The organism is Halobacillus massiliensis, assembly GCF_900166625.1.
Taxonomy (GTDB): domain Bacteria; phylum Bacillota; class Bacilli; order Bacillales; family Halobacillaceae; genus Halobacillus_A; species Halobacillus_A massiliensis.
The window spans coordinates 426,367-447,498 of sequence record NZ_LT800499.1 but is presented as its reverse complement, the minus strand read 5'-3'; the positions used below and the strand labels follow the sequence as shown (position 1 = coordinate 447,498).

Annotated in this window: 23 protein-coding genes; 9 read left to right on the top strand and 14 right to left on the bottom strand. The window is 43.2% G+C overall.

The window, feature by feature from the left end:
• Nucleotides 1-125: 125 nt before the first annotated feature.
• The 6 genes from B7E06_RS02270 (at nt 126) to B7E06_RS02245 (ending at nt 5,053) form a co-directional block, all read left to right on the top strand.
• The gene (locus B7E06_RS02270; protein WP_082232467.1) at nt 126-746 is read left to right on the top strand and encodes a response regulator; all 621 of its coding nucleotides are present in this window, start codon (nt 126-128) and stop codon (nt 744-746) included.
• A 208-nt stretch (nt 747-954) separates the two neighbouring features.
• Nucleotides 955-2,073: a S8 family peptidase gene (locus B7E06_RS02265; protein ID WP_082232465.1), complete on the top strand. Its 1,119-nt coding sequence runs from the start codon at nt 955-957 to the stop codon at nt 2,071-2,073.
• Between the two features lie 169 nt (nt 2,074-2,242).
• Entirely contained in the window at nt 2,243-2,995 is a 753-nt protein-coding gene (locus B7E06_RS02260; RefSeq protein ID WP_082232463.1) for a class I SAM-dependent methyltransferase, read from the top strand.
• A gap of 675 nt (nt 2,996-3,670) precedes the next feature.
• On the top strand, nt 3,671-4,234 hold the full coding sequence (locus B7E06_RS02255; protein ID WP_082232461.1) for a helix-turn-helix domain-containing protein: 564 nt from the start codon (nt 3,671-3,673) through the stop codon (nt 4,232-4,234).
• Nucleotides 4,198-4,788 (top strand): IS3 family transposase, encoded by a 591-nt coding sequence (locus tag B7E06_RS02250; RefSeq protein WP_082232459.1) that lies wholly within the window; start codon nt 4,198-4,200, stop codon nt 4,786-4,788. Before B7E06_RS02255 ends, B7E06_RS02250 begins: the two co-directional genes overlap by 37 nt.
• Nucleotides 4,715-5,053, top strand: a complete 339-nt coding sequence (locus tag B7E06_RS02245) for an IS3 family transposase (RefSeq protein ID WP_082232457.1) — start codon at nt 4,715-4,717, stop codon at nt 5,051-5,053. The genes B7E06_RS02250 and B7E06_RS02245 overlap by 74 nt, the downstream gene beginning before the upstream one ends.
• 54 nt (nt 5,054-5,107) lie before the next feature.
• Here B7E06_RS02245 and B7E06_RS21675 read toward each other — a convergent pair whose 3' ends face one another.
• From B7E06_RS21675 to B7E06_RS02235, 3 genes are all read right to left on the bottom strand, one after another.
• Nucleotides 5,108-5,251: a hypothetical protein gene (locus B7E06_RS21675; protein WP_179133920.1), complete on the bottom strand. Its 144-nt coding sequence runs from the start codon at nt 5,249-5,251 to the stop codon at nt 5,108-5,110.
• A 64-nt stretch (nt 5,252-5,315) separates the two neighbouring features.
• Entirely contained in the window at nt 5,316-6,716 is a 1,401-nt protein-coding gene (locus B7E06_RS02240; RefSeq protein WP_082232455.1) for an amidase, read from the bottom strand.
• Nucleotide 6,717: 1 nt separating this feature from the next.
• The gene (locus B7E06_RS02235; protein WP_082232454.1) at nt 6,718-7,686 is read right to left on the bottom strand and encodes a Gfo/Idh/MocA family protein; all 969 of its coding nucleotides are present in this window, start codon (nt 7,684-7,686) and stop codon (nt 6,718-6,720) included.
• Between the two features lie 225 nt (nt 7,687-7,911).
• Here B7E06_RS02235 and B7E06_RS02230 point away from each other — a divergent pair, with 225 nt between their 5' ends.
• On the top strand, nt 7,912-8,514 hold the full coding sequence (locus B7E06_RS02230; protein ID WP_082232453.1) for a hypothetical protein: 603 nt from the start codon (nt 7,912-7,914) through the stop codon (nt 8,512-8,514).
• A gap of 32 nt (nt 8,515-8,546) precedes the next feature.
• Here the strand turns inward: B7E06_RS02230 and B7E06_RS02225 are convergent, their stop codons facing one another.
• The 10 genes from B7E06_RS02225 to B7E06_RS02180 form a co-directional block, all read right to left on the bottom strand.
• The gene (locus B7E06_RS02225; RefSeq protein ID WP_082232452.1) at nt 8,547-9,260 is read right to left on the bottom strand and encodes a CAP domain-containing protein; all 714 of its coding nucleotides are present in this window, start codon (nt 9,258-9,260) and stop codon (nt 8,547-8,549) included.
• 159 nt (nt 9,261-9,419) lie between these two features.
• Entirely contained in the window at nt 9,420-10,556 is a 1,137-nt protein-coding gene (locus tag B7E06_RS02220) for a DEAD/DEAH box helicase (RefSeq protein ID WP_082232451.1), read from the bottom strand.
• 98 nt (nt 10,557-10,654) lie between these two features.
• Nucleotides 10,655-11,092: an SRPBCC family protein gene (locus B7E06_RS02215; RefSeq protein ID WP_082232450.1), complete on the bottom strand. Its 438-nt coding sequence runs from the start codon at nt 11,090-11,092 to the stop codon at nt 10,655-10,657.
• Between the two features lie 138 nt (nt 11,093-11,230).
• Complete coding sequence (locus B7E06_RS02210; protein WP_143414437.1) at nt 11,231-12,520, bottom strand: TRAP transporter large permease; 1,290 nt, start codon at nt 12,518-12,520, stop codon at nt 11,231-11,233.
• Complete coding sequence (locus B7E06_RS02205) at nt 12,517-12,996, bottom strand: TRAP transporter small permease (RefSeq protein WP_082232449.1); 480 nt, start codon at nt 12,994-12,996, stop codon at nt 12,517-12,519. Before B7E06_RS02205 ends, B7E06_RS02210 begins: the two co-directional genes overlap by 4 nt.
• 25 nt (nt 12,997-13,021) lie before the next feature.
• Nucleotides 13,022-14,047, bottom strand: a complete 1,026-nt coding sequence (locus B7E06_RS02200) for a TRAP transporter substrate-binding protein (protein WP_082232448.1) — start codon at nt 14,045-14,047, stop codon at nt 13,022-13,024.
• An 87-nt stretch (nt 14,048-14,134) separates the two neighbouring features.
• Nucleotides 14,135-14,689, bottom strand: coding sequence for a 6-phospho-3-hexuloisomerase (hxlB, locus tag B7E06_RS02195; protein WP_082232447.1), 555 nt, complete (start codon nt 14,687-14,689; stop codon nt 14,135-14,137).
• Nucleotides 14,658-15,311 (bottom strand): 3-hexulose-6-phosphate synthase, encoded by a 654-nt coding sequence (gene hxlA, locus B7E06_RS02190; RefSeq protein WP_082232445.1) that lies wholly within the window; start codon nt 15,309-15,311, stop codon nt 14,658-14,660. Before hxlA ends, hxlB begins: the two co-directional genes overlap by 32 nt.
• A 4-nt stretch (nt 15,312-15,315) precedes the next feature.
• Nucleotides 15,316-16,272 (bottom strand): sugar kinase, encoded by a 957-nt coding sequence (locus B7E06_RS02185; RefSeq protein ID WP_082232443.1) that lies wholly within the window; start codon nt 16,270-16,272, stop codon nt 15,316-15,318.
• Nucleotides 16,269-17,291, bottom strand: coding sequence for a LacI family DNA-binding transcriptional regulator (locus tag B7E06_RS02180; protein WP_082232441.1), 1,023 nt, complete (start codon nt 17,289-17,291; stop codon nt 16,269-16,271). Before B7E06_RS02180 ends, B7E06_RS02185 begins: the two co-directional genes overlap by 4 nt.
• 168 nt (nt 17,292-17,459) lie before the next feature.
• Between B7E06_RS02180 and B7E06_RS02175 the strand changes: the two genes are divergently transcribed.
• Together B7E06_RS02175 and B7E06_RS02170 are read left to right on the top strand one after the other, a co-directional pair.
• A complete protein-coding gene (locus B7E06_RS02175) occupies nt 17,460-17,879 on the top strand; it encodes a VOC family protein (protein ID WP_082232439.1) in 420 nt (139 codons plus the stop codon).
• Between the two features lie 88 nt (nt 17,880-17,967).
• Nucleotides 17,968-19,380: a Na+/H+ antiporter NhaC family protein gene (locus tag B7E06_RS02170; RefSeq protein ID WP_082232437.1), complete on the top strand. Its 1,413-nt coding sequence runs from the start codon at nt 17,968-17,970 to the stop codon at nt 19,378-19,380.
• 804 nt (nt 19,381-20,184) lie between these two features.
• Here B7E06_RS02170 and argF read toward each other — a convergent pair.
• The gene (gene argF, locus B7E06_RS02165; RefSeq protein WP_082232435.1) at nt 20,185-21,132 is read right to left on the bottom strand and encodes an ornithine carbamoyltransferase; all 948 of its coding nucleotides are present in this window, start codon (nt 21,130-21,132) and stop codon (nt 20,185-20,187) included.

Genomic DNA, 21,132 nt, shown 5'->3' with positions numbered 1-21,132 from the left:
GAGTAGAAAAGCCATGCGAATCTGCAACATTTCTCTTAAATCCATTGCCAACAGTTTTTTTACATTATAATATTAGAGTAAATTCATACGGCTTTGGTTGACTGTAAGAGAAAGGGTGTTAAAGGATGAAGCTCCTGATCGTGGATGATGAACCATCCATGCGTGATTTAATGAAGAGCTTATGCGAGAAAGACGGACTGTATGCAGATACAGCCTCCGATGGTCGTGAAGGGCTCTATTTATTTAATAAAAATCATTACGATATTATGATTGTCGATTATCATATGCCCATTATGGATGGATTGGAGTTCGTGAAAAGAGTTCGGCTCGAAAACCAACAAGTCCCCATCCTTGTATTAACAGAGGATGACCGTGAAGATGTGGCGGCTCAGTTCAGGCAGGAAGGGGCTACTGATTTTTCATTAAAGCCGATAAAACCTCTGGATTTAATCTCAAGAATTCATCTTCACATACAAATTGTGAATATGAGAAAACGTCTGGCAGTTGAAGAAGACGTGTATACAGCAAAAGGCATCAGTAAAGAAACCCTTGACTCTGTCGCCTCCTGTTTAATGGAAAATGATACTCCTAAATCAGTAGATGAGATTTCCTCAAGTGTCGGTCTTGCTTATCCTACCGTGTATCGCTATTTGATGCATTTACTTGAAGAAGGAAAAGTAAAACAAGTCATCCGCCATCAGAAAATCGGAAGACCTAAGAAGTTATATGAGTGGTATACCCATTAGGCTGTAAGCTCTTCTCTTTGGTTGAGAAGAGCTTTTTTAATGAAAACTTGTGCAACTACAGATAATTTGAGCCTTTTAGACTCCTTCTCCCCTCCCTCATTTCCCAATAACAACCCCTCCACATCCATGTTATCATATAATTGTGACAATTCAGAATTACATACAACATTTACCCGGGTAGTTGATGTGATCGAAAAGGAGGAAGTGGATGAAGAGACAGTGGAAGTGGATTAGTTTAATTTTTATACTGACACTAGCGTTAACTGCAGCCTTTGGTGGAATGGTAAGTGCTGATTCAAAAGAAAGCCGTTCGGACTATTTAATCAAGTTTAAAGGTGATGCCGTTACTGCATCTGTCCAAAGTCTTGGAGGAGACGTCGATCATCAGTATAAGTATATGAATGTTGTAAAAGCTAACCTGCCTGAGCAGGCTGTTAAAGCTTTAAAAAACAATCCAAATGTTGAATATGTGGAAAAAGACCATAAAGCAAAAGCATTAGCTCAAACCTCCCCGCCAGGTATTTCGCAAATAAATGCTGATGTTGTTCAGAACACAGGGAATACGGGGAACGGTGTCAAAGTTGCTGTTCTTGATTCAGGCATTGAATCCGGCCACGAAGACTTAAATGTCGCTGGCGGTGCCAGTTTTGTCAGCTCTGAACCTGATCCATTTGATGATCTAAATGGGCACGGAACCCATGTGGCAGGTACGATTGCCGCTGTCGATAACAACGTCGGTGTGCTCGGAGTTGCTCCGGATGTGGACTTATATGCAGTAAAAGTTCTCAATGGTGAAGGAAGCGGCGCCTATAGTGAAATTGCCGCAGGGATCGAATGGGCAATTGCTAATGACATGGATGTCATTAATATGAGCCTTGGAGGATCTGTAGGTTCTGCTGCACTTAAAGAAGCCGTCGATAATGCCTACCATAACGGTGTTCTAGTTGTAGCCGCTGCCGGAAACTCTGGAAAATTTGGTCCTTTTAATACAATCGGCTATCCTGCTAAGTATGAGACAGCTATGGCTGTAGGTGCTGTCGATAGTTCCAATCAGGTCGCTTCTTTTTCAAGCCGAGGAAATGAACTTGAAGTTATGGCTCCTGGTGTGGATATTTTAAGTTCTGTACCTGAAAATGATTATGCTTCATTTAACGGTACTTCTATGGCTGCACCACATGTAGCTGGTGCCGCTGCACTCGTACTGGCAGATGACGACAGTTTAAGCAATCAGGATGTTCGCGACCGCTTGAATGAAACGGCTACTCCCCTTGGCGATTCATTTGATTACGGTAACGGACTCGTGAATGTGGAAGCCGCTGTCCATTAATGATCGTTGACCCCCTTTTAATAAATATATATTCAGCCGGCCTTTCCTTTTGGAACAGCCGGCCTTTTTTATGGATTTTTTTATTTACTGAACTTTCACCTTTCCATTCTACTAGACGCCTTCCCCTGCTTCATCCTTATGATATTATAAAAGAAAAGGAGGCGGGTCCATGCTCAACTACTATCATCATTTATCTACGCAAGTCTACGACATAGATAAACCCATTGGATTCTCTTTTGGAGATGTGGAATTTTACAAGAGTCGTCTGGAAGGAGTCTCTGGGAGGATACTGGAGCCGGCCGCAGGAACAGGAAGAATTCTCATCCCCTTATCACAAGCAGGCTTTGAAGTTGAAGGATTTGATCTATCCAGTGCCATGCTGGAAGTCTGCCGCAGAAATTGCGAGAATCATAAAATAAATCCTCGCCTTTTTCAAGCTGATATGACTACATATTCAAAGGAATCCTACTATGAAGCTGTAATTGTTCCCACAGGAACGTTTTTACTCTTGCATAAACGAAAGGATTCGTTAAAAGCTTTACATCAATTTTATAAAAGTCTCACCCCGGGCGGTAGTTTGCTGCTCGATCTATCTATCCCGAAGGACTTCCCAATCGGTAAAGTATCCACTCGCACCTGGAAGCTTGAGAACGGAGATGTGATTTCTCTTGAAAGTAAGATGACAGCACACAATGTCTTTGAACAATACACGGTCTCTCATAACAGGTATGAACGCTGGAGCAACGGAGAACTTGTCCAAACAGAACTCGAACGTTTCCCTATGAGGTGGTATGGCGTGGAAGAGTTCAAACAGATTCTGAAATCGACCGGTTTTACAGAGGTTACGGTATCAAGTGATTATGAATATGGCCGCTCTCCATCAGCATCAACAGAGATTCTTACTTTTGAAGCAATAAAATGAGTTAGTGGCTAGTCTTACTCTAATTCTATTTCTACGTCCATTAGGAATGACGGTTCCGTTTATCAAGTAACGGAGAAAAGCGGCTGGGAAATGACTTGCTTTCCACGGGGAGCCGGTGAACTCCCGGACCTCACCATTTCCCTTGGTTTACCTCACTTTTATGAAGGAAAATGGCTGTTCCGTTTGCTGGAGCAGTAAAAAGCGGCTGGGAAATAGCTCGCTTTCCGCGGGGAGCCGGTGAGCTAGCTCGTTGCACTCGCGGATCTCACCATGGCTCTATCTCCCTGCAGGAGTCTCGCCATTTCCCAGCCTCTTTACCGGTGATAGTTAAAACGGAATGCTGTAGTCTTATTAATCTTGAGAAGAGATAGTCTTATCTCACTAAATGTTCCGTTACTCCAAAAAACATAAAGGCCAGGGGAAACGGCGAGACTCCTATGGGAGGATAGAACAGGGGGAGATCCCGGAGGGCTAAAAGCCCGAGGAAGCTCACCGTTCACCCATGGAAAGCGAGTTGTTTCCCCAGGCCCGGTTCTCTTTGTCACGGTAAACGGAACCGAGCAGCATTGCATCTCCACGTTTAAGTGAGAACCTAATATTAGAAAAAAGAGAGAGGCATGATGGTAGTGCACCCCGGAAGTTAGAGTGAAAAATCTAACTTCCGGGGTGTTTTCTATGGCAAAGTATAGTAAGGAATTTAAATTGAAGGTGGTAAGGGAATATCTTCAAGGACATAAAGGATACGTTTTATTAGCTAAAAAGTACTCCATTCCTAGTGATGCTCAAATCTTACGTTGGGTTCGTGCTTATCAAGCATTTGGAGAAGAAGGGTTAAAAAGGAAGCATTCCAAACAAGTCCACCCTGTCCAATTCAAGATGGATGTATTAAACTTTAGGAAACAGACAGGAGCTTCTCTTCAGGAGACTGCGATTGCCTTCCAACTGAACAACCCTGCTTTAATTGCGAGCTGGGCCAACATATTTCAGAAGGAAGGGAGCGAGGGCCTCCAGGAAAAAGCGAAAGGACGGCCTTCTATGTCAAAAAAACCTAAGAAAAAGTTACCCAAAACAGAAAAAGCACCAACTCGGGAAGAACAATTGGAACGTGAAAATGAACTCCTACGTTTAGAGAATTCTTATCTAAAAAAGTTAAAAGCTTTTCAGGAGAATCCGGACGCCTATCTCGAAAAGCACAAGCAGCGCTGGTATTCGAACTCAAACAAGAAGGATTCAAAGTAAAAGACGCTTTACGAAGAGTGGACATTCCTGAAGCCACTTATCATTACCAGAAGAAGCAGTTACAGAAGGAAGATCCGAATAAAGAGTGGAAAGAAATAATTACGAAACTCTTTCATAAGCACAACGGGACATATGGCTATCGCCGCATTGCTTTCGAGCTTAGAAATCAGGGGTATAGGATCAACCATAAAAAAGTTCATCGGATCATGGGTGAGCTCGGATTGAAGTGTGAGAAATTCACTAGAAAATCCCGGTATAAATCGTACAAAGGTACAGTTGGGAAAGTGGCTCATAATCGATTAAAACGCAGGTTCCACACGCCAATACGGCTCCAAAAATTAGTCACAGATGTGACGGAATTCAAATGTGCAGGAAATGAGAAGCTTTATTTAAGCCCGATTATGGACTTATTTAATGGGGAAATTGTCTCTTTTGGAATTTCTAAACGACCAACCCTGGACCTTGTTTTAAAGCCGTTGAATGAAGCAGTGTCGAACGGAAGCCGAATACCGAACAACCATCCACTCCGATCAAGGCTGGCATTATCAACATAACACGTGGGTGAAAACCTTAAAGAAACATCAAATCTTTCAAAGTATGTCCAGAAAAGCAAACTGCGCAGATAACGCAGCGATGGAGAATTTTTTCGGGATTCTCAAACAGGAAATGTATTACGGAGAAGAACTGGTTTCTTATGAAGAGCTTAAAAGAAAACTTGAGGGATATGTGAACTACTATAATAATGAACGCATAAAAGCAAAATTGGCTGGTTTAAGTCCCATACAATACCGAACTCAAACCAGCCAATCAGCTGCATAATAAAAACTCTAACTTTCAGGGGTCACTACCGATTCGCCTCTCTCTTTGTACAGGTTAACTTCTCCGGAGAAATTCAAAGAATTCCGCAAATGCATTGAATATAGCGATAGATTGATAAGTAAGCAGACTAAGAGAGGTTATCGAAAAAAAGACCACAAACAGATAGCGGGTCGTATAGATTCCATGTAACCAACTCAAATAGAATTCCTCCTTTAGAAAACCTGAGGCTCTTAGGCCAAGAATAAATTTTCCTAATTAATATCTATGCCAGCTCACTGTATTTATTCTGCCAGGGACGCGCTTTTTCAAGCTGGGCTGCCAGTTGAAGAAGGGTAGCTTCATCACCAAAACGCCCCATGAAATGAGAACCGATGGGAAGGCTATTACTTCCCCAATATAAAGGTACACTCATCGCCGGCTGTCCGGTCACATTTGCGATTGGTGTTAAGTGAGCATATTCAGCAGATACCTTCAAAATATCATCTACTGTCTTTTTCTCTCCATCATAGCATCCTAATGGAAGCGGCGGCTTGGCGTTTACCGGATGTAGAAGAACGTCATACTTCTGAAAAAATCGGTGCACCTTCACACTTTCATCAAACAAATACTGCCGTGCTTCTTCATACTCAAAGACTGAGTAGCCATCCGCCTTTTCAATTAAGGAATAAAGCAGTCGTTCTGTAGTTTCGTCGTTAACCTCTTTACCGTTCATCTGTGCAGCATTTTTCACGGCCAGTGCCCCGCCGACGACCCAAACTGTAACATAGGCATTCATAAAACGGTGCAAATTAAAATCTGGATAAGCGATTTCGACGTGATGCCCTAATTCTTCGCAAAGCTTTGCCGTTGATTCTACAGCCTGCTGCACTTCCTCGTCGATATTCAAATCCGCTCCAAAGTCTGCCATATAGGCAATCTTTAATGGCTTGGGATCCCTCTCTAAGTATCTTTCAAATGGCCCTCCTAAAGGCGGTGTCGAAAAAGAGTCTCCGAGCTGCGATCCTTCAATGACATTCAGCAGTAAGGCACTGTCCCTTACTGACCGTGTCAGTGCATGGTGAACAGATAAGCTGTTGATTCGCATTGACAATGGCGATCGGCCCCGTGTCGGTTTTAATCCAAACACCCCGCAGCAGGAAGCTGGAATACGTATCGATCCCCCGCCATCGCTGCCGTGTGCAAAAGGTATCATGCCGGAAGCGACAGCCGCTGCCGCTCCTCCACTTGAGCCTCCTGGAGAAAAATCAGGATTCCATGGGTTTTTCGCAAAACCTAAAAAGTTGGACTCTGTGGCCGGTGTAAAGCCGAATTCCGGAGTGTTTGTTTTTCCAATAATGTTGAGCCCTGCCCGTTTGTATCTTTTCACGACTTCATCGTCTGTGGAAGCTTTAAAGCCCTTCATTATTTTACTGCCAAAAGAGACAGGCTGCCCCTCCACGGCATTTAAATCTTTTATTAAAAACGGAAAACCGCCAAACCTTCCCCTGTTTTCGTCATACTCATCAGGCATATGATCAAACATCGTATGGACGACAGCCTGAAGTTCCGGGTTCTTTCTAATGATCTGTGTTTTATAGTATTCGTTTACTTCGCTCAGTTTGATTTCTTTATTTCTGAGAAGCTCTAATTGAGCTGTTCCATCTAGGCTTTGAAACTCTTCCATCCTATTTCCCCCTATAGATCAGGTGAATAGATTCTTCCATGACTTTCAAGTATCTCAGCGTCTCGTTATGAAGCTCAGTCAGGGAATCTTTTTGTCCAGCTGCTTCCATAAACTTTTCAACCTGCAGGCGATATTGATCACCTGTTTCTATGAGTTCCTGCACGCCTTTCTCGTTTCTTAATGTAATTTTACCGATATGGTCCTGCTTATCAGGCCGGTAAGCATCGTGAACGTTGATGGACCCTTCTGAACCGATCACCTGGTATTCGTTTCTTCCTTCTGCTTCAAAGCTGCAATCCACTTGGACAATGATGCCATTTTCCAAAGATAAGGAGACGCCAGTCGTAAAGTCTACCCCGGACTCTTCATCGATATGTGAAATGGCTGTCACTTTATCGACCTCCTCATCCATGAGATGAAGAGCGGAATGGACACCATAACAGCCTACATCCCATAAAGCTCCGCCTCCTTTTGTCCGATCAAGCCGAATGTTGTAGCCGTTACGATCAAAGTTAAAGGAAAAGCCTGCTTTAATCAGGCGCACCTCCCCAATTGCCCCTTCATTAATAAGAGATTTGACTTTCTCATGCTGGGGATGAAATTGATACATAAAAGCCTCCAGAAAAAGAACGCCATGCTTTTCGCATGTCTCTATCATTTCTTTCGCATCTGCTGTAGTCAGGGCAGCAGGCTTTTCACATAACACGTGTTTTCCAGCCTGTGCTGCTTTTATTGTCCATTCCTTATGTAAATGATTAGGCAGTGGTATATAAACCGCTTCTATTTCTTGATCTGCAAGCAAACCTTCATATGTACTGTAAGTTTTAGGAATATGATACTCTTCCGCAAAATCTTTCTCTTTTCCACTTAAACTTGCCACGGCAAAAACTTCGGCTGTCTCTGTCCTCTGTAAAGCTGGAATCAAAGCCTTTTTAGCTATGTTTGCTGCACCTAAAATACCCCACTTCATAACATAATTCCTCCTTGGATGGATTTACTAAATTATAACATCTCTTTCCCAGGCCCTTTATTTAAAAACCTGAATCTAAAAAATTATTCCCCAAACCTTATAAGAGGCTTACCATCCAATAAATACGTAAATTTCCAGAACCCTCCCCTTTCTGTCAGTGAGTGATCTGGTTTATTTTAAGAATTTCCGGGAAATCTACTATCAAAATCACTAGGGGATGATGCATTGGTAAAGGCTCTGCGCTCCTATCCGTTGCTGTTCGTTGCTCTGATTATTTTGCTGGCGGTTATTCCTTTCTTCGAAGCCCAGTATGTGCGTGCTCTTATTGCCTTTTTATTGGCACCGCTGCTGATTATTTATGGCAATAACCAACATCTCTGGTTTCGAAAGTCCTTTCGCTGGGTCGTCCGCTTAAGTCATAGACTTGTCCTCAGTCTGCTCATATTTTTCATTGGAATGCTGGTAAGCTATGAGCTTTCCAGTCTGGTCCATCCATTGCTGGGATATGGATTACATCTCCTTCTTCTTAGTGTAAGTGCTGTGGTTTACTGGGCGCCGCTTCTTGTAGCATGTCCATTTGATAAGCCCCGGCCATTCGCTGACAGAGCAGCTTATTATTCACTGGCAACCGCACTGTTTATCCTCTACCATCAGGGAACGTTTGTTTATTATGAGGGAATGCCGACACTGCCATTTATGGTCATTGGCATGACGGTTATGATGGGGGCGTTTCTTTACTTATTTATTCAATGGTTTCACTCGGAAAAGCATATAGACAGACCGACCGTAAAAGGGTATGTGGTGTCCCTTAAAAAAGATAACCTATAAAAAAGACAGGCTCCTTATGGGAACCTGTCTTCTTATCTTGGAGTCATAAACATTTGCGTCCAGTACGTTCCATAAGAGCCTTCTCCTTCAACATACCCTACGCCAATATGAGTGAATTCTTCTTTCATAATGTTTTCCCTGTGGCCTGGGCTATTCATCCACCCATCCATAACCTGCTCGGGAGTCCGCTGACCGGCAGCAATATTTTCTCCGGCTGACCAATATTTGAAATCATATTGATCCATCATTTCAAACGGTGAACCGTAAGTAGGGGACGTATGATCAAAATAAGACTCATCCGCCATATCTTGTGATTTCATACGAGCCAGGTCGCTTAAACGCTCATACATTTTCAGCGGCTCTAAGCCTTCTTTCGCACGCTCTTCATTTACGAGCTCCACCACTTCTTTTTCAAATTCTGAAGGATCCTGCTCCATCAGGCTTTCAGCAGGCTCACTGCCCGATTCTTTAGAAACTTCTACATTGCCCTTATTTCCTTCACTGCGGTTTTGAGGAAAGTCCTCTTCTGGAATGCTTGAAGGGTTAAAAAGACGCTCAAGGTTTGTCTTAAATTCTTCGATCGATATATCCTGTTCAGAAAGCCACCCTTTGAAATTGCCTGTCCATTTCTCTATTGTGGCTGTATGATTTTCTTCCGATTTCCATAGCTGATCTGCCAAGGCAGGAGTAGCTACAGATACTATAAACAAGACGGCTAGAAAGACAAAAAGGTATTTTCTCAGCATTGATGTCTACTCCTTCTTTTTGCTTACTATAAGTATTTCAAAATGAGTCAGCCGCGGCAAGTATTCCTTCCTACATTATGCGTGAATTCCGCATGTAATTCACGGGAATACATCCATATATTAGTGTTTTCCCGGTGACTCTATTCCTAAAACTGTATTCTACTTGTTTCGAAGTTCTCCCCGATAGAGTGTTCTTTCCTGTAAGGTGAAATTATAATCACGGGCAAACTTTTTAAGGCGCTTTTCTTCCACCTGGTTTACAAGTGAGACCACCGTACCGGATAAGGCACCAAGACGAGCGGTGCGGCCCGCCCGATGTATATAAGAGGTACCTGATTTAGGCACATCAAGATTAACAATATAGGTAATATCCTTAATATCAAGACCCCTTGCTGCTACGTCTGTTGCTAGCAGCAGCGGATATTCATCTTTCCTGAACCCTTTTAAAGCTTTCGCCCGCTGCTCTTTCTTCGTATCACTATGCAACATCTCCAGTGGAAGCTTCTTAAACTTCAGCTTTTCAGCATACACATTTAAATTGGCAATATCCTGCATAAAGGCCAACCCTTTAAACCCTTTGAGATAGGCAAGCTTTCGGAGTAATTCTACTTTATCACGGTCTTCACAGAAGATATAAACATGTTCTACATCAGGCTTCAGCTGCTCTTCTGCTACCTGGACAATCTCCGGTTCATCCATAAAAGCTTTTGCCGTCTGCTGAACTTCTTCAGGAAGTGTTGCTGAAAAAAGCAGAACCTGCCTGTCTTTTTGAGTGCTTTTCACAATATCTTCCACCGTTTGTCTATGTTCCGGGACGAGGAGCTGGTCTGCTTCATCGAAAACAAGTGTTTTGATTTCATGAGCTTTGAGCTTCTTCTTCTGCATAAGCTCATAGATCCTTCCTGGTGTTCCAACTGCAATTTGAGGCTTTTTCTTAAGCTTATCAATCTGCCGCTTAACGTTCGCTCCTCCAATTAAAGCAATGCTGTTTATGCCGCTGCCCTTTGCCCAGTTCTGAATTTCCTGATGAATCTGCATGACAAGCTCATGGGAAGAGGCTAAAATGAGGACCTGTGTATGTTTTTTGTCGGTGTCAATCTTCTGAAGAAGTGGGAGCAGGTATGCTAATGTTTTTCCACTTCCTGTTGGAGCCTCTGCGATGACGTCCTTACCTTCAAGGATAAATGGTATCGTCTTAGACTGAATTTGAGTGGGTGCTGTAAAACCTGATTGCTGCCATGCTTCTTTAGCGAAATGCTCCATTTCTAAAAGCCAGTTTGGCTGTGATGTATTCATGAATATATAATCTCCTTCTCATAAAAAACAGGTCCCCGCCCATGCCTATGGAAAGAGACCTTGCTTCCGTTCATTTATTATTTATATTATACCATAATCTATTGTTTTTCGATATAATGCTTCATATTTTCCAAATGGTTCTCGTCTTCTTTCTTTATCATTTTTTTAATAAGGGGTTTAAAAAGAGAATTTCGAAGCCCTTCTGTAGATAACTCTCCTTTAAAGGTAACTCTCGTCCCCTCTGATGTTTCAAGAAAATGATAATGGTAGCGAAGCTCAAGGCCATTCTGTTCGCTCTGTGCTGTAAAGCTTTTCTGAGGTGAAAATTCGACAATTTCGATAACAGCTGCCGCTTTTTTCCCTCGAATTTCCCTTACTTCCTTAAATTTATAGCCCTCGCGCACAGGTCCTTCCGTTAAAGGCTCTACTTTAATGACCATATCCATAATTTCCGGCCTTTTAGTAAAATCAACTGCTGTGTGAAAAACTTCATCCAGAGGCTTCTTAATAAGTACCTGCTGTTCAAGGAAAGCCATTCTTTTCCCTCCGATTCCAGTGATGTGTTCTGCTTACATATTCGCGATTCATCGTTAAAAACCTCTAAGATTAAACAAATATTTGCTATAGAAAGTCCCTTGAAGAAGATAAGCTTCTCTCAAGGGACTGGATTTCAATCAAAACATATCTGGATTTAATAATTGAGGGATGTGTGTAGCCACTCCAGGGATAAAAGCAACAGCTAAAAGGACAACCAGTACGACGGCAATGTAGGGAATAACCGCCCGAAACGACCTTTCAATCGGCAGCTTCCCTATCTTAGCTGCCAGCAGCAGACATAACCCATACGGAGGTGTAACAAGACCGACCGCCAAAGTCATTACTGTAACCAACCCTAAGAGGACTGGATCTATACTGAACGTTTCCGCTACAGGAAGGAGAACCGGGATAAACAGAATCATAGCCGGAATCGCGTCCATAAATGTTCCTACAAATAGGAAGAAAGCAATGATAATCAGCAGAAACAGCCATTTGCTGTGAATATTATTACTGAAGAACTGTTCCGTCCAGGCAGAAAGCTGATAATAGCTAAGAAGCTCTCCAAGTCCATTGGCAGCCGCTAAAGCAAATAGCGACAGTGAGCTTAGCATAAGCGTGTCTTTAAGTACTTGAGGAAAGTCCTTTAATTTCAAAGTTTTATAGTAAAACATCGCGATAAGAATGGTATAGATGCTGGCAAAAGCAGCCGCTTCCGTTGCAGTGAAAACCCCTGACACTACTCCTCCAATTAAAATTACAGGAGTTAAAAGCGCTGGAAACACGTCTAAAAGCTGCTTGAAAAACTTTTTAAAAGAGGCTCTTTCATAAGTTGGATAATTGTTTTTCTTTGCCATGATATAAATCAGAAGCATCATACCTAGTCCAATGGCCACTCCAGGAATAATACCTGCTAAAAACAGAGCTCCTACCGAAACATTTGTTAATCCGGCGAAGATAATCATGGGAATGCTTGGCGGAATAATTACCCCAATCGTAGAGGAGGCAGCCGTAACTCCAACAGCTGTCCCTGTTGAATAGCCCTGCTTCTTCATACTTGGAATAAGAATTTTCCCTACTCCGGCTGTATCCGCCTGTGAGGCTCCGGAGATTCCGGCAAATAGCATGGAGACAATTATATTCGCATGTGCAAGCCCGCCGCGGATATGGCCCACCATTGTAAGAGAAAAATCAATCAGCTTCTTAGAGATCTGGCCGCTGTTCATAAGGTTAGCGGCCAGTATAAATAACGGTACAGAAAGCAGAACAAACGAATCGAGACCGTTGATCATTTTTATAGGAAGCAGAGCTTCCGGTGTATAAGGGATCGTCAAAAATCCAGCGAGTGCTACAATTGCGATAACAAAAGCAATAGGAATGCCTATAACTAATAAAACGATAAATATCCCGAGCAATGTAATTCCAATCATTCAACCGCCTCCTCGTTATGAAAGTTTTTGAAGTTACGTATCATGTGAGCAGTGGTATAAATAACCATCGTCCCTGCCATAACCGGGATAGATATCCACACATAGCCCATTTTCATTTCAGGCAGCGACTCCCAGCGAAAATCCCAGAAACTGTCGACTACAATAAGACCATAGTAGAAAAGAGCACTACAGAAAATAAGCAGAATCGTATCATTAAATAAATAAAGAGACTTTTTCTTTTTGCCCTTTAACTTGTTTAATAACATATCAAACTGAAAGTGCTCTCTCTTATTGAGCATGACAGCAGCCCCCATCATAACGGACCAAATAAAAGAATATGTCGCCACATCTTCTGTCCACATCGCGGAAACTCCCATGTAGCGGTTAATTACCTGCAGTACTGTCGTAACAAAAAATATGATTAGAAACAATATTCCAATCCCCAGTTGTATGCGTTCAAGCCATTTAATAAACATTGTGTGAATCCCTCCTCCTGTCACGTTATTGTCCAGCTAATGAACGGATTTTTTCCAGCAGATCTAACGCTTCAATTTCTTTTGCCGTTTCTTCATGAACAGGTTTTGCCAGATCAATAAATGGCTGACGGTCAATCTGATTAACCTCTGCCCCTTCATCTATCGCCTTCTGTTTGTATTCCTCTTCCTGTTCCATGTCGACTTCCCGCTCTTCCTTCGTTGCGGCTTTTGCCGCTTTCCTAATGATTTGCTGCTGTTCTTCTGTATAATTATCAAAGGTATTGCCATTCATTAAAAGAAACCTTGTTGTATAATCATGACCGGTTTCTGTAATGTATTTGCCGTTTTTCGTTTTATGGTGATTCTGCTGCACGAAGTAAGGGTAAGAGTTTTCAGAAGAATCAACGACTCCCTGTTGCAGGGCCTGATAGAGTTCACCCCAGGCTACATTTGTCGGAATGGCTCCGGTCTTCTCCCAGTAGTCCGCAATTGCTCCAGAAGTTTGGGTACGAAAGGTCATTCCTTTAAGGTCTTCCATGGTTTCAAGCGGTTTCTCCCCGTAATAGTGACGTACTCCGGCACTCCAATACCCCATCAGTTTAAAATCATTATCAGACTTCTCATTGATTATCCGGGCAACCTCTTGTCCGACTTCTCCATCCACTACGTTTAACCAGTGCTCATAGTCTTCAAATATATACGGCATAGCGAAAAGATCGATCTCTCGAATACCGGTCTGTGCCATAAACCCTGGAGATACGAGGACAAGGTCGGCTCCGCCAAGCTTAAGCTTTTCAATTAATTGTGATTCAGCTGTCCCAATCGTTCCGGCGTGAACCTCTACCTCTATCTGTCCATTTGACTCTTCTTCAACGACTCTCTTAAATTCTTTCATCCCAAATTGATAAGGATTGTCTGGAGATGTCTGATTATGGGCAGCTATAATTTTTATTTTTCCATCCTCATCTGTCTGTCCACCTGCATGAGTGCTGCACCCTGCCGCAAAGGCAAGGAACAAAAAACCTGCAACTGCTAAGAATAAATTCCTCATTAAGGTTCCCTCCTCTAGTCGTCATCATTGAATCCGCTTACATCTATTGGTAAAAATAAAACCATTGGAGAGAGGACTTTCCGTCCTCTACTCTAAATTGGCATGTCGTCCAGTCATTTGTTCATTATCTGTTTTGCTGGAACGATTTATCGTATCAATCAAGACGGCATCGAGCAGTAAATGAAGCGATTGGTCAAACTGATTGCCAAGCGGCTGAATCGTCGCTGGCTCTTCTGGAAGTCTTTTTTTCGTAGCTGCAGGAATGATGAGTATATTTTCGCTGATTTCTGTCAGCAGGGAATGACGATTTGTCGATACGGCAAACACTTCTGCTCCAGCGTTCCTCGCCTGCTCTGCATACTGACAAATCGATTTCGTTGATCCCGATCCTGAAATAGCAACGAGCAAATCGCCTTTCGTAATACTCGGAGTAATCGTTTCCCCGGTTACATACACTTCATATCCAGCATGCATTAGCCGCATTGCGAAAGCCTTACCCATAAGCCCGGATCTTCCTTCACCTGTCACAAAAATTCGGGAAGCTTCTTCTAATGAATGAGAAAGACGTAGAGCCTCTCCCTCTTCTACTTGATCAAGAACTTGCTGGATTTCATTTGCTACTGTATGAATCGTCTGTTTCATAGGAATGGATCGCCTCCTTTATTTGCTGTGCTGCCTGTCTATAGTTTTCCTGTTTTGTAATCGCCCCGCCGACAATCAGTGTGTCTGGTTTGAATGGCATAACGTCTGGAAGAGACTCCAGGCTGATACCGCCGGCCACTGCTGTCTCAAGCTCAGGAAAATCCTGAACGAGCTCAAAGATCGACTGATCGATTTGGCCGTTTTTCTGCATGTCCTTTCCGAAATGAAGGCTGACTAAATCTACGCCGAGATCGCGAAGCTCTTTCATTCGCTTTTTATCCTGAAGACCTAGCAGATCTACCATTACCCGCCCCTTGCAGGCTTCTGCTTCTGCAAGCATATCCTTAATCGTCTGATCGGCAGAAAAAGCCATCACTGTCGTAATATCGGCCCCCGCCTTAAAGGCTTGCTCAGCTTCGTGCTTTCCTGCATCACATGTTTTCATATCTGCAACAATGACAGCATGGGGATACCGGCTTCTCACTTTTCGAATAACAGCCATTCCGTACTCTTTAATCACTCCGGTTCCAATCTCTATCCAGTCGACAGAATCCCGTGTTTCTTCAATAATCTCCATACACTTTTCTTCTTCCAGCCGGTCCAGAGCTAATTGAAGCTTCATATGATCACCTCTCAATCAATTCTTTTTCTCCAAGCTCCATAAGCACATCATCAAGCTCAGGCAGCCCTTCGTTATCGCCATACACACTGACAACCATAGAGCCGATGATATTGGCAAATTTTAAAGTGCGTTCAAGTGTCCATCCTTTTAACGTCCCATATATAAATCCGGCATCAAATCCGTCACCGGCTCCTACTGTATCCACTACTTTTCCAGGCGACACAGCTTCCTGGTCTGCCCATTGGCCATTGCTATGGACGATCGCTCCTTTTTCACCTTTTTTAACAGCCACTGTCGTAATGCCAAGCTGATTACAGTTCGCTATCAACTGATTAGGTTCATGGGTGTTAAAAAGAAGATCTGCTTCTTCTTCTCCTGTCAGAAGAATATCAACATAAGGAAGAAGTTCACTAAGACCGGCTTTAGCTTCTTGCTTTGTCCAAAGCTTCAAGCGGATATTAGGGTCTAAAGAGATTTGAGCTCCATGGTCCTTCGCAATTGTAATGGCTCTTTTTAGCAGTGGTATGTTTTTCTTCGGATCAATCGCTGCGAAAACACCACTAATATGGAGAATTCGGCAATTCCTTAAGGCTTCTGTGTTTAACGTATGCTCTGTTAATGCATTCGTCGGGGAATTCTGGCGGTAATAAAACGTTTTGCCGCTGCCATCTTCACGAATTTCTTTAAAATTCAAAGATGTCGGATAACCGTCTACAAGCTCTACATTGGAAACATCAATTCCTTCCCCACGGGCGAAATTGCGAATAAATTTTCCAAATTCATCGTTCCCTAACCGGCTGATCCATCCGGTGTTAAGGCCTAAGCGTGCACAGCCAATCGCAAAGTTAAATTCGGCTCCTCCCGCTTTTCTCTCAAAAGAAGGTGAAAACCTCATCGGTCCTGTCTGTACCGGGTTAAATGTAATCATTGCGTCTCCAATAGTTAAAACATCGTACTTCATTTCCTGCGGCCTCCTTGTTTGACCGAATCACGGACCATTAACGTTGGTTCAAATCTGAAGTCCGGACGATCATCGGTTGATTGTTTCTTTTGAATTTTATTCAGCAGCAGCTCCCCGGCGGTTTTCCCCATTTTAAAGGTTGGCTGTGCCACTGCGGTTATTGCCGGAGTATAAAAACTGGCATATGGCACGTCATCAATACCGATGATGGACAGATCTTTTGGAATCCTGACTTTATGATGTTTAGCAAACTTTAGAATTTCCTTTAATATAAAATCATTTCCGGCAATTACAGCCTCCGGCGGATTACTTTGAAACATTTCATTCAGAGCTTCCTCAATCTGCTCCGGCTGAATACTTACGATCAAATCTTCTCGAATTGGAATGTCGTTCGCGAGAAGAGCTTTTTTATAGCCTTCTATTCTTTCAAACCTTGGTGTGACATTATCTTTAATAGAGGCAGTAATCATAGCGATACGCTTGTGGCCATTTTCCATTAAATGATTGACTGCAAGCTGTGAAGCTTTTTCATTATTAAGCATTACAGATGAAACGGGTATGTCGGGAACAGGTCTGTCGATAAAGACGACCGGATAGTCTTCCTTTAGCATCTTCCTGTAAAGCTCCCGGTTATTGCCTGTTGGAAAAATGATCAAGCCGTCTACCTGTTTGGCTCTCAGCATTTCAATGTACTTTTTCTCTTTTGCCGGATCATCGTCCGCGTTGCAAATAATCGTATGAAAGTCAGAAGAGTGACAGACATCTTCAATCGCCCGGCTCACTTCTGTAGAAAAATTGTGGAGAATGTTAGCTACAATCACACCGATTGTTTTTGTGGACTTCTGTTTTAAACTGCGGGCTACAATATTCGGCTGGTACCCCAGTTCCTCAATGGCTTCTTTAATTCTTTCCTTTGTCTTTTCGCCCATATAGTCATATCTTTTATTTAAATACTGTGACACCGTGCTTTTTGATACGTTGGCCCGTTTGGCAACATCGGCCATTGTCACTGATTTCATAGGAAAAACCTCACATTATACATTTTCATTACTAAATCGGTTTACTAAATCGGTTTAGTTTTATTAGTTCTTAGTTTATATCTTATGAAAGCGTTTTACAACCCCTTTTTTATAAAAAATTTATCCTTCATGTTAAAATGAGACTAAAAATTTTAGGAGCAGATAATGATGGAAAAAACTTTAGATCATATAGGAGTAGCTGTCCGCCGAATTGAAGATGCCATTGGTTTTTACAAAAATGTACTGGGCGCCGAGCTCATCGACCGTTATCGCAGTGAAGCGAAAGGCGTTGAAAGTGAAATCGCCATTATGGATATAAAAGGAGAGCGCACCGAGCTGCTCTGTCCGACCAATAATACGACATCCCCAATTGCCCGGTTTATTAAACAAAAAGGAAAAGGTGTCCACCATATCGCTTATCGCGTAGATGATCTTGAAGAAGCTTTATTGGAGTTAAAGAAACAGGGAATCCGGGTGATGGAAGAAACTCGCCGGACGAACAAACACGGAAGGCGGCTTATTTATTTGAATCCGGCCGATACAGAAGGCACAATTATTGAATATTGTGATTACCCAATTGAAAAGTAAATCAACTTAATTTTGGTTTATATGCATAGTCAGCCCCTTCTTCACTAAAGCTAACGAAGATAAGTTAGCTGTGTAAAGAGGTGGCTGTATGGAATGGTTGTCGGTACTTCCCTTTGTTTTTGTCATAATAGCAGCCGTTTGGACGAAGCAGGTAATTCCGAGCCTGCTGTTGGGCGTGGTGGTTTCGGGTTATTTAGTAGAACCCCATTGGCTGAATGGCATGCTTCAAACGGTACAATTTATAATGGAAGGCTTGTCGGATGAAGCCAACTTAAAAATTATTATGTTTTTATACGCTTTCTCCGCCCTGATTGGCCTTATTCGAATGGCCGGAGGCATTAAAGGATTTGTTCAGGCAGCGACAGAACGGATTAATAATAAGCGCGGTGCTTTTATGCTGACATGGCTTTCCTCTGTTGGTACTTTTGCGGCCCCAAGCTTTCGTATTGTTACGATAGCCCCTGTTATGAAAGCTATGCGGCGGAAAATTCCGATGTCAAAACAGGAACTGGCCTTCGTCATAGAAACGACGGCTACACCGCTTGTAGTGCTGATTCCGGTAGCTACAGCATTTGTCGGGTATATGACTTCTGTTATCGACCTGTCGCTTGAGCAGGCGAATATGTCTGGAGATTCCTATTCGCTTTTCCTGCAGAGCATTCCGTTTAATTTTTTTGCTTTCGCCATGCTGATTCTAGGTTTTTATCTCAGCTTTTTTCACCGAAGCAAAAAGAAAGCTAACGATAAACCGAAGACGGGTGAAAATAAACAAGAAGAGGAAGATGATCGCTGGGAAGACTGCCACCCTGCTGTTATGAAGGATCTCCCGGCTAAGCCGTGGAACTTAATCGCTCCTCTCATCAGCGTAATTGCCCTCACTTTCATTTTTATGTATGCGATAGGAGTGGAAAGCGGCAAAAGTGGTTTTGGTGCCCTTATTAATGATGGCGTCCTTGATGCCATGGTGCTGTCTGTTGTCGTCACCATAGTCTGGCTTGTTGTCTTTTTAAAATTCAAAAAAGAACACTTGAAAAAGATGATGGACGGCTTAATCGATGGTGGAAATGATATGATGGCTGTTATCCTTCTTCTTGCAATGGTCTGGGGATTAAGTAAAGGAACAGAAGCCCTCGATTTTGCGGGTACGATCTCTCAGTCATTCAACTGGATTCCAGCCAGCTTTGTTGCGGTTGTAATTTTTGTAGTGGGCTGTGGTCTGTCTTACTTTATCGGTTCGGCCTGGGGCACGTGGGGGATCCTGATGCCTATTGCCCTTTCTATAGCTGTTACAGCTGGGAGTTCTATTCCTGTTACAATTGGTGCCGTTTTTGCGAGCGGAACGTTTGGAGCTTTTTCTTCCCCGCTCAGTGATGATACAAATACGTCTGCAGGGATTTTGGATTTGAACACAATCGAATATGCAAAGTTCAAGCTGCGTCCGGCATTGATTGCGGCAGGTGTGGCAGCGGCAGGATATCTGATCCTCTCGTTCTTTGGCTAGGAATCCATCCATTGGCAGGAGCTTATTTCCCAAAGGTGAGTAACCGGAACCGTACTTAAAAGAATGGTTCCGATTACCTTAGGAGAGAGAATCGGGCCTGGGGAAACAACTCGCTTTCCATAGGCGAACGGTGAGCTTCCTCGGGCTTTTAATCTCACCCTGTTCTATCCTCCCATAGGAGTCTCGCCGTTTCCCCCGGCCCTTTACGTTTTTTGGAGTAACGGAACATTTAAGAAGATAGGATCGTTCCCATTAGAGAGCTTACTGAGATTACAGCGTTCCGTTTTCCCCATTAAATTTAAAGAGGCTGGGAAATGGCGAGACTCCTGCAGGGAGAAGAGCCAAGATGAGATCCGCGAGTGTAACGAGCTAGCTCATCGGCTCCCCGCGGAAAGCGAGCTATTTCCCAGCCGCTTTTCTCTTTTTACAATAAACGGAACCGTCTTTACCCCTTCTAAACATGGGAATGGAAGGATCCTACTAGAAGATAGTGGCAGGGCGTGATCCGCGAGTGCAACGAGCTGGCTCACCAGCTCCCCACGGAAAGCGAGCTATTTCCCAGCCTCGTTCCTCTTTCTACAGTAAACGGAACCGTCTTTACCTTTTTAAACCTGGGAAATGGCAGGACTCCTACTGGGAGATAGTGTCCGGGCCGTGATCCGAGGGTGCAACGAGCTGGCTCACCAGCTCCCCGTGGAAAGCGAGTCATTTCCCCAGCCGCTTTTATCCATACTTGATAAACGGAACAGACAGATAAGATAAAATACGAAAACCCCCACCGGAAACCGGCAGGGGGTTCATTCATTAAATGACTGAAAGCAAAATCGCTTTTTGTACGTGCAGACGATTTTCCGCCTGATCAAATACGACAGATTTCGGACCATCAATTACAGAGGCTGTCACTTCTTCCCCTCTATGAGCAGGAAGGCAGTGCATAAAGTGGACATCTTCCTTTGCATGTTTCAGCAGCTCGTCATTGACCTGATAGCCATTTAGCGCTTTATGGCGCTCCTCAGCTTCTTCCTCCTGCCCCATGCTTGCCCATACATCCGTATAAACAATGTCCGCATCCTGAACAGCAGCAACGGGGTCATTTTCGATTTTTACAGATCCCTTGTTCTTTTTGGCTGCTTCTTCCGCCTTCTTAACGATCTCTGGATCCGGCTCAAATCCTTTAGGGGCTGACACGACAACTTCCATGCCCATCATGGCAGATAAAATCATTAGTGAATGTGCGACATTGTTGCCATCTCCCAGGTAAACGACTTTCACTCCTGCTAAGCTTCCCTTTAATTCAAGGATAGTGAAAATATCAGCGAGCGCCTGACATGGATGATATTTATCGCATAACCCATTAATGACCGGAACCGTCGCATGCTCTGCCAGTTCTGTCAGCTTTTTATTAGAAGTTGTACGATACATAAGGGCATCCACATATCTGGATAAGACCTTAGCGGTATCTACAATGGTTTCCCCTCTTCCCACCTGAATATCACGTGGGTTTAAAAATACAGCATGGCCTCCCATCTGTGTCATGCCTACTTCGAAGGAGACACGAGTACGGGTCGAGGACTTTTCAAAAATCATGCCGAGTGTTTTTCCATTTAGCATGCTGTTATGAGGGTTTGCTTTCAAGTTCTGTGTGTTGGCCAGAATTTGCGAAACTTCCTCTTGTGAAAAATCAAGCCATGTCAAGACATTACGCCCTTTTAAGGTTTGGGGGCGTGTGAGAATTTCTTCCATCAGCTTCAT

Excerpts from the sequence above, each read along its gene's own strand:
- B7E06_RS02270 (WP_082232467.1), top strand. The coding sequence starts at position 126 with ATGAAGCTCCTGATCGTGGATGATGAACCATCCATGCGTGATTTAATG.
- hxlA (WP_082232445.1), bottom strand. The coding sequence starts at position 15,311 with ATGAAGCTTCAATTAGCTCTGGACCGGCTGGAAGAAGAAAAGTGTATG.
- B7E06_RS02235 (WP_082232454.1), bottom strand. The coding sequence starts at position 7,686 with ATGAAGTGGGGTATTTTAGGTGCAGCAAACATAGCTAAAAAGGCTTTG.
- argF (WP_082232435.1), bottom strand. The coding sequence starts at position 21,132 with ATGAAGCTGATGGAAGAAATTCTCACACGCCCCCAAACCTTAAAAGGG.
- B7E06_RS02180 (WP_082232441.1), bottom strand. The coding sequence starts at position 17,291 with ATGAAATCAGTGACAATGGCCGATGTTGCCAAACGGGCCAACGTATCA.
- B7E06_RS02215 (WP_082232450.1), bottom strand. The coding sequence starts at position 11,092 with ATGGCTTTCCTTGAACAGCAGGTACTTATTAAGAAGCCTCTGGATGAA.
- B7E06_RS02265 (WP_082232465.1), top strand. The coding sequence starts at position 955 with ATGAAGAGACAGTGGAAGTGGATTAGTTTAATTTTTATACTGACACTA.
- hxlB (WP_082232447.1), bottom strand. The coding sequence starts at position 14,689 with ATGAAACAGACGATTCATACAGTAGCAAATGAAATCCAGCAAGTTCTT.
- B7E06_RS02170 (WP_082232437.1), top strand. The coding sequence starts at position 17,968 with ATGGAATGGTTGTCGGTACTTCCCTTTGTTTTTGTCATAATAGCAGCC.
- B7E06_RS02260 (WP_082232463.1), top strand. The coding sequence starts at position 2,243 with ATGCTCAACTACTATCATCATTTATCTACGCAAGTCTACGACATAGAT.
- B7E06_RS02175 (WP_082232439.1), top strand. The coding sequence starts at position 17,460 with ATGGAAAAAACTTTAGATCATATAGGAGTAGCTGTCCGCCGAATTGAA.
- B7E06_RS02210 (WP_143414437.1), bottom strand. The coding sequence starts at position 12,520 with ATGATTGGAATTACATTGCTCGGGATATTTATCGTTTTATTAGTTATA.
- B7E06_RS02220 (WP_082232451.1), bottom strand. The coding sequence starts at position 10,556 with ATGAATACATCACAGCCAAACTGGCTTTTAGAAATGGAGCATTTCGCT.
- B7E06_RS02205 (WP_082232449.1), bottom strand. The coding sequence starts at position 12,996 with ATGTTTATTAAATGGCTTGAACGCATACAACTGGGGATTGGAATATTG.
- B7E06_RS02245 (WP_082232457.1), top strand. The coding sequence starts at position 4,715 with ATGAAGCAGTGTCGAACGGAAGCCGAATACCGAACAACCATCCACTCC.
- B7E06_RS02255 (WP_082232461.1), top strand. The coding sequence starts at position 3,671 with ATGGCAAAGTATAGTAAGGAATTTAAATTGAAGGTGGTAAGGGAATAT.
- B7E06_RS02200 (WP_082232448.1), bottom strand. The coding sequence starts at position 14,047 with ATGAGGAATTTATTCTTAGCAGTTGCAGGTTTTTTGTTCCTTGCCTTT.
- B7E06_RS02185 (WP_082232443.1), bottom strand. The coding sequence starts at position 16,272 with ATGAAGTACGATGTTTTAACTATTGGAGACGCAATGATTACATTTAAC.
- B7E06_RS02240 (WP_082232455.1), bottom strand. The coding sequence starts at position 6,716 with ATGGAAGAGTTTCAAAGCCTAGATGGAACAGCTCAATTAGAGCTTCTC.
- B7E06_RS02225 (WP_082232452.1), bottom strand. The coding sequence starts at position 9,260 with ATGCTGAGAAAATACCTTTTTGTCTTTCTAGCCGTCTTGTTTATAGTA.